This is a genomic window from Bradyrhizobium sp. HKCCYLRH3059 (assembly GCF_051168035.1).
GTDB lineage: Bacteria > Pseudomonadota > Alphaproteobacteria > Rhizobiales > Xanthobacteraceae > Bradyrhizobium.
Map to the genome: position 1 here is coordinate 590981 of NZ_JBNPUF010000002.1, position 13553 is coordinate 604533.

The window sequence follows — 13553 nt, forward strand, 5'->3', positions numbered from 1 at the left end:
CTGCGCCGGTCAGCCGTGCCCGAGCAGGAGATTCGCAGCGCGGTCGCCGGAGCGCACCGAGCCTTCGATGGTTGCCGGCAGGCCGGTATCGGTCCAGTCCCCCGCCAGAGCGAGATTGCCGAACGCCGTCTTCGCTCCCGGTCGGAGCGCGTTCTGCTCGGGCGTCGCCTCGAAGGTGGCGCGACGCTCGCGCACGATCTGCCACGGCGGCAGCTCGGCCGTGATGCCGGCGGCCTTGCAGACGTCGGCCCAGATCGCGGCGGCGAGCTCCTCGCGCGGCATGTCGACGAGGCGATCGCCATTGCTGATGGTGACCGAGAGCCGCTGCGGGAAGGCGAACAGCCACTCGACCAGGCCGCCGACAACCCCGAGCAGAGCTGGTGCATCGCGCGGCGGCGTGATGCGGAAATGGGCATTGACGATGGCACGATATTTCGTCGGCCCCGTGAGCCCCGGCAGCAGGGCCATCGCCGGCCGCGGCGGCACGGCGAGCACCACGACATCGGAAGGTCCGAGCGCGACGGTTTCATCGCCGCCGAACCTGAGCCCGGTGACGCGACCGCCCCCATCGTCGAGGCCGCGCAGCTCGCGGCCGATCCGCACGCTGCCGCCCTTGCCTTCCAGGAATTTCACGGCCGGATCGATCAGCACGCCCGACAGGCCGTCGCGCGCGATCAACGGCCGGCAGGCCTGGCCGCCGGCGAGCAAGGTCTCGCGGACGATGGCGCCGGCCAGCCCCGCCGACCCCTCCGGCGGATCGCAGTTGAGCGCCGCAAGCAGCAGCGGCTGCACCAGACGGTCATATAGCGTACCCTTGCAGGGGATCGTGCTGCCGATCGTCCTGGACGTACCGGCCCAGATCAGCGGCGACAGCGCGAGATAGTCGCCTAGCTTGGTATCCGGCACGCGGCGGCCCTCGTCGAACACCCACAGCGGCAGCCGGCCGTTGCCGAGATCGAGCAGCCAGCGCTGGCCGCTCCGGATGTCGACGAAGGCGAACTCTGCCTTCGCCGGCCCCACGAGCCCCGCCTCCGAGCCGATCGCGCGGGCATAGGCCAACACGTGATGATTGGCCGACAGCAGCAGATGGTTGCCGTTGTCGATCACCAGGTCGGTCGCGGCGTCGTAATAGGACCGGCAGCGGCCGCCGAGCTGCTGCGTCGCCTCGTGGACATGGACGATGTAGCCCGCATTGGCGAGCCGCACGCCGGCGGAAAGGCCGGACACGCCGGCGCCGATGATGTGAGCTGTCTTGTGCATCAGATGATTGCGTAACGAAGGATGATGCCGATCTTCGTGAGCTTGCTCACGCGGACAGGCTCGCGCGGCGGCGCGAAGCCTCGTTCGAGCAAGAGGTCGAACACGGCACGATAATATTTTGACATGATCCGCGGCGCCCGCACGGCGCGCCGGCGATTTCGCCGCATGATCTCGTCGGCCTTCTCGAAATGCGTCTTGGCCCTGACCGCAACCGAGTTGCAGACCTTGGGCAGCGCGCGCTCCTGCGTGACCTTGACCGGATCGTCGCCGGTGATGCCGGCGAACAGCAGCGCCTCGCGCGGCAGATAGAGCCGGCCGATGCCGGCATCCTCGTCGATGTCGCGCAGGATGTTGGTGAGCTGCAGCGCGCGGCCGAGATGGTGCGCGAGCAGGATGCCGTCCTCCTCGGGCATGCCGAAGATGCGCACCGAGAGGCGGCCGACCGCGCTCGCCACGCGGTCGCAATAAAGGTCGAGCGTCGCGAGATCCGGCGCGCGGATCTCCTGCGGCACGTCCATCTCCATGCCGTCGATGATGGCGAGGAAGTCCTCGCGCTTCAGCCCGAAGGTCTTCACCGAGCTGACATAGTCGCGCAGCCGCGGCGGCGGGTTGCCCTGGTACAGCGCGTCGATGTCGTCGCGCCATTTCTGCAGCGCCGCCAGCCGCTCGGGCCGCGGGCCGTCGGAATCGGCGATGTCGTCGACCTCGCGGCAGAAGCTGTAGACCTGAAACATCGCGTCGCGCTGGGCGCGCGGCAGGATGCGCATGGCGGCATAGAACGAGCTGCCGGAGGCCGCCGTGCCGTGATCGATATTGTCTGCGGTTGCCTCGAGGGTCATGCGCCGGCTGCCGATTTGGTGACGGGATGACGCCCGGCCACGCGGCGGCCGATCTCGCCCATGACCGACGTGAAGGTGAGGCCGAGCATGCCGACGGGCGACAGGTGCACGCGCTCGCTCAGCGGATCGCGCACCTTCAGCAACGCCACGATGCGGTCGGCGAAAGCCTGGATCACGGCGATCTCCAGTCCGAAGCGGAAATCCTTGACGCCGCTGTTGAGGTCCCTGCCCTCATCGAGCAGCGCCGCGTTGCGCACCGCGAGCTTCTGCAGGCAGGCCAGCAGAGGCGGCGGCGACTTGGCCTCGCCGAGCATCTCGACGGTCGCGCCGGCTTCCGCCAGCGCATCGCGCGGCAGATACACGCGGTTGAGCGCCTTGTAGTCCTTGCCGCAGTCCTGCAGGTGGTTGTTGATCTGCAGGCCCGCACAGATCGCGTCCGAGGCCGGCCAGGTCGCGGTGGACTCGCCGTGCACGTCGAGCATGAAGCGGCCGACCGGCATCGCCGAGTAGCGGCAGTAGTGGATGACCTCGTCCCAGTTCTCGTAGCGCAGCTTGGTCACGTCCATCCGGAAGGCAACCAGCAGATCGAGCGCGTGCCGAGGCGGCATGCCGCGCTCGGCGAGCGCCCGGCGCAGGCTGACGGCGACGTCCTGGGTCTCGCCCGTCCCGGTCAGCTCGGCTTCGAGCAGATCGAGCAGCCGCAGCTTCTCCTCACCCGGCAGGCTCGGATGGTCGGCGATGTCGTCGGCGGTGCGCACGAAATTGTAGAAGGCGAGGATCAGCGCCCGGTGCTCGGGACGGATGATCCACGACGCCACCGGAAAGTTCTCGTCCCGGTGTGTCTTGCCGGATCGCAAATCGCTCGCGGTGGTCATGGACGAAACAGCTATCAGGTTGAAAGGGCGCTACCGAAAACAATGCCCGCCGCTTCGCTCATGCGAACGGATTGCTCGCCCCCATATAGGCGAAGATCCAGCCAAAACCAATGCAATCGATGTCGGGCAGCCCATAGGATCGAACCGCCGCCCTGCCCTGAGGGGCGGGCCGGCGGTCGTTAACCAAACGAGTTCGGAAACAACCGTTCCGAACGGCAACCACTTACTGGTTGTGGGTCTTCAGCACCTGATCGCAGGCCGGGCTGATCTTGGGGCGGTTCTCCTTCAGGCACGCAAGGATCGTGAAGTCACCCTGATCGATGACGGCACGACAGAACTTCTGAACGTCACGCGTGCAGGCCGCCTGCTCTTCGGGCGTGCCGCCGCGGCCTTGCGCGAACGCGCCGGTGGAAACGGACACCGACGACAGCAGGGAAAGTGCCAGGAAAATCTTACGCATCGTGTTCCTTCATTTTGACAGCAGAGGAGACCTCCCGGATCGCCGATGCTGCCCGGGAAACACCTGTTTGGTTTGGCAAGGACCGCAAGCCCCCCAGCGCCGGAGGTACGCTGCCAAATGCGGCCAAATTTGCGCCCTATGATCCCGAGCGGATCAAGCTCGGAGATCACAGCTTTGGCACAAACAAGGCGTTGATACTAGGGCGTTATTCTCGGAACACGTTTTTCGCATTTGGCTGTTGCAAGCTTGCCGCGCGGACCGTTAGATGCAGCGCCGTCGAGGCGGCTTGCGTGCAGCCGTCTTGCGAGGACGACCATTCGGCGCCGACCCGTCGCACGGTGTCGGCGGGCATCATGGCATCCGGTCGCAGCGCCCGACCGGCCGTCATTTGAACCTAACCTTCGGCGAGAACACCAAGTGTTCGAAGCGGCGGCGTACGCCGACACAGCGGTGTCATTTTGGATGGGAAACTCGATATGAAACTGTTCGGCTCACCTTTCTCTGGGCGCGTCGTCAAGGCCGCCGGTCTCGGAGCGGCATTGTTCGTGGCGGCGACCGCGGTTCAGGCTCAGTCGGGCCCGTTCGCAGGCTTCGACGGCTCGTGGTCGGGCAACGGTACGGTCGCGCTGTCCGACGGCACCACCGAGCGCATCCGCTGCAAGGCCAGCTACAAGGTGGCCGGCGCCAATCTGAAGCAGAGTCTGCAATGCGCCAGCGACAGCTACAAGTTCCTCCTGACCAGTGACGTCACCAGCCAGGGCGATCGCATCTCCGGCAACTGGAGCGAATCCAGCCGCAACGTGAACGGCGAGCTGCAGGGCACCGCCGGCAACGGCCAGATCGACGTGTTCGTGCAGGCCGCCGGCTTCGCCGCCAGCATCACCCTGAGGACCAGCGGCAACAAGCAGGTCGTGCAGATCTCCTCCAAGGGCGAGATCCGCGGCGTCAACATCACGATGTCGAAGACCTGATCCTTGGACCGGAGCGCGTCGCGCGCTCACGGGCAGTCGAATGCGCAAACGGCCCCGGCAATGTCAGGGCCGTTTTGTTTTGCGGTGCTTCCGCAGCCCTCGGATACGAATGAGACCCGCCGCTGTCGTCGCCCGGCTTGAGGGCGACCCAGTCTTCCGGAGGCTGTCGTGATTGAACCGATAGGCCGCGGCGTACTGAATCACCTGCTTTCGCGGGTGATGACGGCCCTGGTTGACGCAACAGCCTGGGCTAAAGCGGCTTGCGCTTCAGCTTCTGCGACAGGTTGATGAGGAACATCGCGGTCGGGCGGAGGATGAAGAGGTCGGCAAACAGCGCCGCCACCATCGAGAACGCGCTGAGCCAACCGAACAGCCGCAGCGACGGCAGATCCGAGAACACGGTGACGACCAGGCCGCAGGCCAGCACCACGGTGGTGAGGATCAGCGCCGGTCCGACCAGCACGGTGGCGCGCTCCACTGCGACTGCGGCACTGACGCCGGGCGCGCTCTCCATCCGCAGCCGGTTCAGGAAGTGGATGGTGGCCGACAGGCCAAGGCCGAAGGAGACCGTGAGCGCCACCACGCTGGCAAATTGCAGCCCCTCCCCCATTGCCCACAGCACAGTGCCCGACATCACGACAGGGAAAATGCCGGGCAGGATGCAGGCGAGCATGACGACCCAGGACCGGAAGGCCAGCCCGATGAACATCGCCACCAGCGCGAACTCGATCGTCAGCCCATGGTTGAGCTTTTCGATCATGCCGGCGGAGTTGCGCGCGGCGATGGCGGCGAGACCGGTAACGGCGATTTCATAGCCGGGATGCTTCTTTCTCACCGCATCGAGCTCGCGGTCGAGCTTGTCGACCACCGGCAGCAGCTGGCTGGAATCGACATCCGGCACACGGCCGGCGACCACGACGGCGTCCTGCTCCTTGTCGATGAAGCGGCGCACGAGGTGCTCGGGGATCAGATTGACGTATTCCTGCAACGTCGCCGTATCCGACGAGCCGGCCTTCTCGGCCAGCCAGCGCCGGAGCGTCTCGACCGACCAGACGTTGCCGACACCAGCAGTCTTTTCGACGGTGGCATGGACGTCGGCGATCGTCTGCAACGTCTCCGGCGCATAGAGCGAGGCGCCCTTCGGAAACTGGATGAGCACGTTGACCGGGTTGGCGCCGGTCAGCTTGGCATCGAGCCGGTTGCTTGCTGCAACCGCCTGCTGCTTGTCCGGCACCTGGTCGGCGAGGCGATAGCGCGGCTCCAGGGTCGAATACACCACCGCGAGCGAGCCGACGAACAGCACCGCGATCAGGCTGAACAGGCCGGGACGGCCGACCATGCGCACCGCGATCCAGTAGCAGAAATTGCGCAGCGCCTGGACGCCGGCGTCGGCGCCCTGGAATTTGACCGCGAATGTCTTCTCGTTGCGCACCAGCAGCACGCCGAACACCGGCACCAGCGACAGCACCGCGACCAGCGCGATGATGGTGGCTGCGAGCCCCGCCTCACCGAACTTGCGGATCAGGTCGCTGTCGGAAAACTGCAGAGCGATGAAGGAAATGCCGGCGGTGGCGTGGGTCAGCACGCAAGCCGGGCCGACGACCAGCACGGCGTTCTTGAACGCCGTCACCTTGTCCTGCCCCGCGATCAGGCGGTCGCGGGCGGCGAAGGTAAGCTGCATCGAATCGGAGAAGCTGATGACCATGATGAGCGGCGTCATCACGTTCAGGAACATGTTGAGATTGAAATTGGCCCAGCCGAGCGCGCCGAGCGCGAGCATGATCGCGATCAGCGGCGGAAACGCCGCTGCGATCATGAAGGAGACCTTGCGGAAGAAGATGATGGCGATGATGCAGCCGGCGAGAATGCCGAGAATGTTGTAGGTCAGCCCGTCGCGTTCCACCGCGTTGCGGATCTCGAGCTGCATGACCGGCACGCCGGAAAGCTGGAAATTCAGGCCGGTGTCGGCGAGGTCCTCCGCCATCAGCTTCCGGATGTCGCCCACCACCTTCCCGAGATCGTTCGAGGCGACCACCTTGGGCTCGAGCGACAGCACGATCAGGGCGAGCGTGCCGTCCTCCGACAACAGCTTGCCGCGGATGATCTCGTTCGACTTCACCGTTTCGATGAACTTGTCGTAGGCCTCGCCCTCCGGCAGATCCGACGGAAACAGCGCCGCCGGCAGCTTGCCGGGCGCCGGCGCCTGACGGGCCGAGAACAGCGACACCAGGCCACGGGTACCCTCGACCAGTTGCAGGTCGGTCACGAAGTCGCGAAGCTTCTCGAGGTTCTGGCGGGCCAGCAAGGTCTGGCCCTCGACCACGACGAGGACGTCGAATTCCTCGGCCGGGAACTTCTTCGTCACCTCCTCGTACTGGTGGAATTCCCTGCTGTCGGAGCGAAACAGCTGGCTGAGCGAATCGTCGATCTGGATGCGCTTGATGCCGAACACCGCCGCCACGATGAGGACGAGCAGGACGACGCAGGAGAAGATCGGCGCCTTGACCGCGAGGAGGCCGAGTCGTTCGATGCCAAAAGCGATGCTGTCGGCCGGCCGGTGCTCGACCTTCTCGACATGGACTTCGTTGTCGTGCCTGACTTCCAGCATGTGGTGTCCAGTGGTTGGGGTGCGGCCCAATTCTGAGGGCCTGAGCGCATAGGGCAGAAATAAGGCCGCTCAGCGAAGCAGAGATGACCGCATTGTGGCCCGCAGCCCAAGCTAATCCTTGAAAACACGTGAAAATTCGTCGAGGCGATCTAGCAGGGTTCACTCCCCGGCCGCAACCATGCGCGGCCACACAATACGGCGAGCCGCCACGGCTTCCGATCACGCCACGATTCTGCCGTGCTTGAAAAGAGCGTGGATGGCCCCGACGGACGCGGGGCCTCGAAACCTGAACGACTCAAGGACCGGTATCCGACCGAGCCGTCCCTTGCTCTGGGCAGGCCGCGAGCCGGTGCTGGCGAGCACCACCCGCCGCCCCCAGTTCCACAGAGGACCATCACCCTGCGGGAAGGGCGGCCTCGCGCAGCCGGATCGAGTAGTTCGACGCGTTCTGATGCCCGCGCGAGGCGGCGCGCGCAAACATGATGAGGTGATGCGCGATCAACGCCACGGCGATGAAATTCTCGATCTCGCCTCGCTTGAGCTGGCTCCAGGCAAAGCGCCAGAACGGCCGCTTGTAGTCGCCGAGCACGCCCACCTTCCAGAAGATCTTGCCCATCATGACCAGGCCGCGCCTGATGTTCGGCCAACTCTTCATCTCGTCGCTGACCGGTACCTCGATGCGGTTGGCATAGGTGGTGTCGCATTGGTGCTTGTAGCGCGCGAACAGCCGCTCCGGCTCATAGGCCACCTCCATGCAGCGCCGCCACGCCGTGACCACCTCGTCATAGGGCATCAGGAATTTCACGTTGGAGTCGCGACCGTCATCGTGGACCAGCCTGCCCTCGCGCTCGAGGCGATCCCACAGGGGCGTCTTCGGCAGCGCCTGCAGCAGATTGATCGTAAGCAGCGGGATCCGGCTCTCCTCGACGAACTGCAGCAGCGCGTCCGCGGTCTGCGGCGTGTCGGTGTCCAGCCCCATGATGATACCGGAGACGACCTCCATGCCGTAGCTGTTGATGGTCCTGATCCCCTCCAGGATCGGCACCATCATGTTGTGATCTTTCTGCATCGCCGTCAGCGCATCCGGATCGGGCGTCTCGATGCCGCAGAAGATGGTGATGAAATAGGCCTCACGCATCTTCTCCAGGATCTCGGGCCGCTTGGCGATGTTGAGCGTGGCCTCGCAGGCGAGCCGCATCACATAGCCGGTGCGCTTCTGCCATTCGATCAGATGCGGCAGCAGCTCCGTCGCGGCTTTGCGGTTGCCGATGAAGTTGTCGTCGACGAAATAGACCGAGCCGGTGACGCCGCATTCCCTGAGCTTGTCCAGCTCGGCGATGATCTGCTGCGGCGACTTGATGCGCGGGTTGCGCCCATAGAGGCCGGGGATGTCGCAGAACTCGCACTGATAGGGGCAGCCGCTGGAATACTGGATACTGCCGAGAAAGTACTTCTTCACCTCGGCGAGCTCGTAGGCCGGCACCGGGAAATCGGTCATCGCCACCCGCTCGTTGGTCCGCAGCACGACCTGCTGCGCAGGCCGTGACGGATCCCGCGCCAGCCGCGCGATCAGCTCGTCGGTCGCATCACCGAGCTCGCCGACATGCAGATAGTCGAAGCTCGGGTAGTAGTCCGGACAGGCGCTGACCGAGGGGCCGCCGAGCGCGACCGGCAGGTCGAACGCGTGCGCCCGCTGGCAGATGTCGTTCATCTGCTGACGCTGGATGTGCATGCCGCTGACGAACACCGCTTCGGCCCATGAGAAATCCTCGTCCTGCGCCGGGCGGATGTTCTCATCGATGAAGCGCACCTGCCAGGAACCTGGAAGATAGGCCGCGATCAGCAGCAGCCCCTGCGGCGGCATGAAGGCCTGGATGCCGTCGGTGAGCGGATAGGCATGCTCGAAGGTTCCGAACGACGAGGTGTAGCGCGGAAACACACAGAGAATGCGACGTACCGTTTCGATGCCCTCGAATCTCATCGACTGCCCCTCGCGACAACCCGCTAACCGGTTACCTTACGGCCGAAGATAAGGCTTCGCTACCCCTTCCGGAAAAGTTGAGTGCGATCGCGCCTTCCGCTCCTGTCGCAAGGCGCGACGTCCCCGCCGCTTGCCAGATGCTCACGCTGCCTGGCATGATCCGACGCGTCCTGACGAGGCGACCTGATCCGATGCATCGCAATACGGATGGCGGAATGCGAAGGGCGATCCAAAGTTCCAATCGGATGGATAATTGATCGGTCGAGCGCGACGACTGCTCCCGCCTGTCTCCGACCGGCGAACCAATTGCGGAGCGCGCGTGCGCGCGGCCACTGGTTTGCAATGCATTTGCAGGGGAACGCGGGGCCTCGAAATGGCGCATGCCCTCCGTAGTCGACCGGATGCCCCGGCGCCCGCCCCTGCTGCGGAGCACCAACTAATCGATTGAAACGCCAAGCAAAGTACGCTGTGGTTGCATAATACTGACGATGTCCACTTAACGCTTTCTCCATGAAGGTTTTGCATAACTATTAACAATCAAGCGCCTCCTCCGTCGTAGCAAAAACTTGCGGTATCTCACCTCATGACCTCACGCCCGACGTCAACGAAGACGGCCACGCGCCAGTCCATCGCAGTCAAGCTCTATGCAATCTTTGCATTGTTTGCGCTATTGACCGCCGCAATCACCTGGCTGTCCGACTACAACTCGCGGCGGGCCACGGAGCTCATCAAAGCCATCGAGACAGCCAATCTCGCCGCTCACAACGTTCAGCTGGTCAACGGCCTCGTCTATGCCGTCGTCATGGAGTCGCGCGGCGTCTATATGTCGACAGACCCGGCCGTCGTGAAGCAATACGGCAACGGCTTGCTCAAGTTCAACGCCGAGATCCTGAAGGTCGTCGACAAGTGGCAGGCGATCGTCCAGGCCGACGACGCCCAGCAATTCGCAACATTCAAGAAGCGGATCGAGCAATTCGTCGAATTCCGCGCCGAACTGGTCCGCCGCGCCAATGAAATCAGCCCGGCTGCGGGACGCGAGTGGGGCGACAACGATGCCAATCGCTCCGTGCGCAAGGCGCTCAACACGGATCTCGAGGCGCTGTCCAAAGTCTATGTCGAGCGCGCAGGAAAGATCGCCGAGGAAACGGCGCTGAACAACAAGCTCTCGCTCGTGCTGACAGGCCTTGGCGGCCTGATGCTGGTTCTGGTCGCAGCCGGCGTGGTGATCATCGCCCGCTCGATCGCTCGGCCGCTGTCGCAGATCACCGATACGATCCGCCAGGTCGCGACCGGCGCCGAGAACGTCGAGGTGCCGCATGCCGGACGGGCCGACGAGATCGGCGAGCTCGCCCGCGCCATCGGCGTGTTCCAGCAGGCGATGGCCCATAACCGCGACCTCAATGTCCAGGTCTCGCAGGACTCGGAAATCCGCGAAGCCCGGGCCCGCCACATCGAGACCGCGGTCGAGCAATTCCGCACCGCGATCAGCAGCGTGATGCGGACCGTCACCGAGAACGCCGCCGCGATGCGCCAAACCGCCGAGATGATCACGCGGCTGACGGCCGATGCCAACGAGCGCGCGGTCACCGCGGCCGGCGCCACGTCGCAGGCCTCGACCAACGTCTCCGCCGTCGCCAGCGCCGCCGAGGAGCTGTCGACGTCGGTCGAGGAGATCGGCCGGCAGATCCGGCAGTCGGCCGGCGCCGTCGAGCAGACCGGCCAACGCACCGAGAAGTCGGTCACGGAGATCGAGGGCCTTGCCGCCGCCACCCAGCGCATCGACGGCGTACTGACCCTGATCCAGACCATCGCCGAGCAGACCAATCTCCTCGCGCTGAATGCGACCATCGAGGCCGCCCGCGCCGGCGAGGCCGGCCGTGGCTTTGCCGTGGTCGCTCACGAGGTCAAGGCGCTGGCCGGGCAGACGGCCAAGGCGACCGAGGAGATCAGCCAGAACGTCGGCCTGATCCAGGCCTCGACCAAGACCGCGGTCGACGCCGTCCGCGAGATTGGCCAGGCGGTCCGCGGCATCAACGAGATCACCTCGAACATCTCCAATGCCATCCAGCAACAGGACCAGGCGACGCGGGAGATCTCGACCAACGCGCAGTCGACCGCCCAGGGCAACCAGACGCTGGTCATGAACATCGACTCGCTCCGCGACGCCATCAGCGAGACCTCGACAGCCGCCGCCTCCGTCCTGTCGGCGTCCGGCGACCTCAACGCGACCGCGCAGACGCTCGCCAACGAGGTCGAGAAGTTCTTCCAGAACCTCCGCTCGGGTCCGTCTGCGGAGATGCGGCTGCGCAAGGCGAGCTGACGGCGGCGAGCCATCGGTTGCGGAAATCGCCCCCACAAGACGTGATCCGTTCCGACACCGGAACCGTTTCTTGGTTTTTGGAGAGCCATCGTGCGCCAGACAGCCAAGAAACTTCCGTTCGCCTGCGACCCGGTTGCGGTCACCCAGGATGACGTCGAGGACGCCATCCGCACCATCCTGACCTGGATCGGCGAGGACCCGTCACGCGAGGGTCTCTCCGAGACCCCGGCCCGCGTCGCGCGGGCCTACAAGAGCTATTTTTCCGGCTATGAGCAGAACCCCGAGGAGTATCTGCGCAAGACGTTCGAGGAGACCGCCGGCTACGACGAGATGGTGCTGTTGCGGAACATCCCGTTCCAGAGCCATTGCGAGCACCACATGGCGCCCATCATCGGCCGCGCCTGGGTCGGCTACGTGCCGCGCAACCGCGTGGTCGGGATTTCCAAGCTCGCCCGGGTCGTCGAGGCCTATGCCAGCCGGCTGCAGATCCAGGAACGCATGACCGCCGAGATCGCCAACATCATCGACGAGGTGCTGCAGCCGCAGGGCGTGGCGGTCGTGATCAAGGCAGCCCATCACTGCATCAGCTCGCGCGGCGTCAAGAAGCACGGCGTCGATCTCACCACCAGCCGCATGCTCGGCTGCTTCCGCACCGACCCGATGAGCCGCCAGGAGTTCCTGGCGATGGTCAATTCCGATCTGAAGGATTGAGGGGCACGGAAAATCGTCCGCCCGCTGTGATCCAGCCGTCCATGAGCCACGTTATCCGGGATCAAGCATGCGTGCCGGGGACCATGACCACGCGATGAGAGCGGCTGGATTAGCGCAATGGAACGTGGCATCGTCCCGGCATCGATTTGCACGGGCCTTGGGCGCCCGTACCAAGGTGAATGTGAGCAGAGGGCCGAAGGCGACTGTGGATTGGGCTGAATTGATCGGACGCGTCGCCGCGCGCGGCGACCGCGAGGCGTTCAAGGCCCTGTTCGCGCATTTTGCGCCCCGCATCAAAGGTTTCCTCATCAAGACCGGCTGCAACGCCGACGACGCCGAGGAAATCGCCCAATCCACCATGGTGGCGGTGTGGACGAAGGCGGGGCAATTCGATCCGTCGACGGCCGGCGCGGCCGCCTGGATCTTCACGATCGCGCGCAACCAGCGGATCGACGCCGTGCGCAAGGCCGCCCGCGACAGCCGGCTGAGCAGAGAAGTGGGGCGCGACGAGGAAGCCGATCCGACGCCCGCAGCCGACCAGATCGTCTCGCGTGTCGAAGATGCCACACGGGTAGCGGCCGCGATCGAAAGATTATCGGCGGAGCAATCCACCGTGATCCGCCTGTCGTTCGTTGAGGAACGACCGCATTCGGAAATCGCGGCGGTGCTCGGCCTGCCGCTGGGTACGGTAAAGTCACGAATCAGACTGGCGATGAATCGCCTGAGAGACCTGTTGGACGACGCGACATGACGATCAGCCACCACCCGCCGGAAGACCTGCTGGCCGACTTCGCCACTGGTGCGCTCGACGAGGCCGAGCGGCTGGTCGTCGGTGTCCATGTCGCCGATTGCGGCCGATGCCAGCGCTTCGTCCGCGCCATCGAGCAGCTCGCCGGCGCCTCGCTGGACGCGGCCGAGCCGATCGCGACGGGCGCGGATGCTTTCGATGCCGTGATGGCCCGCATCGATCGACGCCCGCAGGCGGCGCCGCAGGTGAGCGAGGTCGCCGAGCACGATCCCGAGCTCGCGGACCTGCCCGAGATGGTCAAGCGCTGCAAGATCGGCAAGCGCCGGCGCGTGGCACCCGGCATCAGCATGCGCCCGATCCTGCTGCCTGGCACCGGCAAATCGCGCGCCTTCCTGCTGCGCTCGGAGCCAGGGGCGCGGATGCTGGAGCATACGCATTCCGGCAATGAGCTGACCTGCGTGCTGAAGGGCAGCTTCAGCCATCTCGGCGGCTATTACGGACCCGGCGACTTCGACTATGGCGACGACGAGGTCGACCATCGTCCGGTGGTCGGTGACGAGGGCCCCTGCCTCTGCCTCGTCGCCATGACCGGCGACCTGCGCATGCACGGCCTGCTCGGCCGCCTCATCAGCCCCTTCGTCCGGCTCTGAGCTCTGATCGCATCGTGGCGTGCCGCCGCGGAGCAATCAAGACGAGCTAGATCGGCTGGACGATTCGCCACTTCCCTCCGCGCGATACCGACAGCACGCTGGCGGTGATCCGCATCTGACTCTGACCCGT

The 13553-nt window shown here is 65.2% G+C and carries 11 protein-coding genes; 5 read left to right on the forward strand and 6 right to left on the reverse strand.

Annotated features, from left to right (window positions below):
• Positions 1 to 9 precede the first annotated feature (9 nt).
• From hpnE to ACQR13_RS09690, 4 genes are all read right to left on the reverse strand, one after another.
• Entirely contained in the window at positions 10 to 1260 is a 1251-nt protein-coding gene (gene hpnE / locus ACQR13_RS09675) for a hydroxysqualene dehydroxylase HpnE (protein ID WP_316203758.1), read from the reverse strand.
• A complete protein-coding gene (hpnD, locus tag ACQR13_RS09680; RefSeq protein ID WP_316188177.1) occupies positions 1260 to 2099 on the reverse strand; it encodes a presqualene diphosphate synthase HpnD in 840 nt (279 codons plus the stop codon). The genes hpnE and hpnD overlap by 1 nt, the downstream gene beginning before the upstream one ends.
• Complete coding sequence (gene hpnC, locus ACQR13_RS09685; RefSeq protein ID WP_315749238.1) at positions 2096 to 2974, reverse strand: squalene synthase HpnC; 879 nt, start codon at positions 2972 to 2974, stop codon at positions 2096 to 2098. The genes hpnD and hpnC overlap by 4 nt, the downstream gene beginning before the upstream one ends.
• 223 nt (positions 2975 to 3197) lie before the next feature.
• Positions 3198 to 3434, reverse strand: coding sequence for a hypothetical protein (locus ACQR13_RS09690; RefSeq protein ID WP_315714894.1), 237 nt, complete (start codon positions 3432 to 3434; stop codon positions 3198 to 3200).
• A 476-nt stretch (positions 3435 to 3910) separates the two neighbouring features.
• On the opposite strand from ACQR13_RS09690, the gene ACQR13_RS09695 reads away from it, so the two are divergent.
• Entirely contained in the window at positions 3911 to 4405 is a 495-nt protein-coding gene (locus ACQR13_RS09695) for a hypothetical protein (RefSeq protein WP_315737293.1), read from the forward strand.
• A 250-nt stretch (positions 4406 to 4655) separates the two neighbouring features.
• Here the strand turns inward: ACQR13_RS09695 and ACQR13_RS09700 are convergent, their stop codons facing one another.
• Both ACQR13_RS09700 and ACQR13_RS09705 read right to left on the reverse strand, forming a co-directional pair.
• Positions 4656 to 7013: an efflux RND transporter permease subunit gene (locus tag ACQR13_RS09700; RefSeq protein WP_316194561.1), complete on the reverse strand. Its 2358-nt coding sequence runs from the start codon at positions 7011 to 7013 to the stop codon at positions 4656 to 4658.
• A gap of 394 nt (positions 7014 to 7407) precedes the next feature.
• Entirely contained in the window at positions 7408 to 8994 is a 1587-nt protein-coding gene (locus ACQR13_RS09705; protein WP_315714897.1) for a B12-binding domain-containing radical SAM protein, read from the reverse strand.
• A 583-nt stretch (positions 8995 to 9577) separates the two neighbouring features.
• Here ACQR13_RS09705 and ACQR13_RS09710 point away from each other — a divergent pair.
• The 4 genes from ACQR13_RS09710 to ACQR13_RS09725 all read left to right on the forward strand — a co-directional run bounded on the left by ACQR13_RS09710 (position 9578) and on the right by ACQR13_RS09725 (position 13423).
• Complete coding sequence (locus ACQR13_RS09710; RefSeq protein WP_315749234.1) at positions 9578 to 11314, forward strand: methyl-accepting chemotaxis protein; 1737 nt, start codon at positions 9578 to 9580, stop codon at positions 11312 to 11314.
• Positions 11315 to 11404: 90 nt separating this feature from the next.
• Positions 11405 to 12025: a GTP cyclohydrolase I FolE gene (gene folE / locus ACQR13_RS09715; protein WP_315714899.1), complete on the forward strand. Its 621-nt coding sequence runs from the start codon at positions 11405 to 11407 to the stop codon at positions 12023 to 12025.
• A 205-nt stretch (positions 12026 to 12230) separates the two neighbouring features.
• Positions 12231 to 12776 carry a sigma-70 family RNA polymerase sigma factor gene (locus ACQR13_RS09720; protein WP_315714900.1) on the forward strand — a complete coding sequence of 182 codons (546 nt, stop codon included), beginning with the start codon at positions 12231 to 12233 and terminating at the stop codon, positions 12774 to 12776.
• Positions 12773 to 13423 carry a ChrR family anti-sigma-E factor gene (locus tag ACQR13_RS09725; protein WP_315749232.1) on the forward strand — a complete coding sequence of 217 codons (651 nt, stop codon included), beginning with the start codon at positions 12773 to 12775 and terminating at the stop codon, positions 13421 to 13423. Before ACQR13_RS09720 ends, ACQR13_RS09725 begins: the two co-directional genes overlap by 4 nt.
• Positions 13424 to 13553 lie beyond the last annotated feature (130 nt).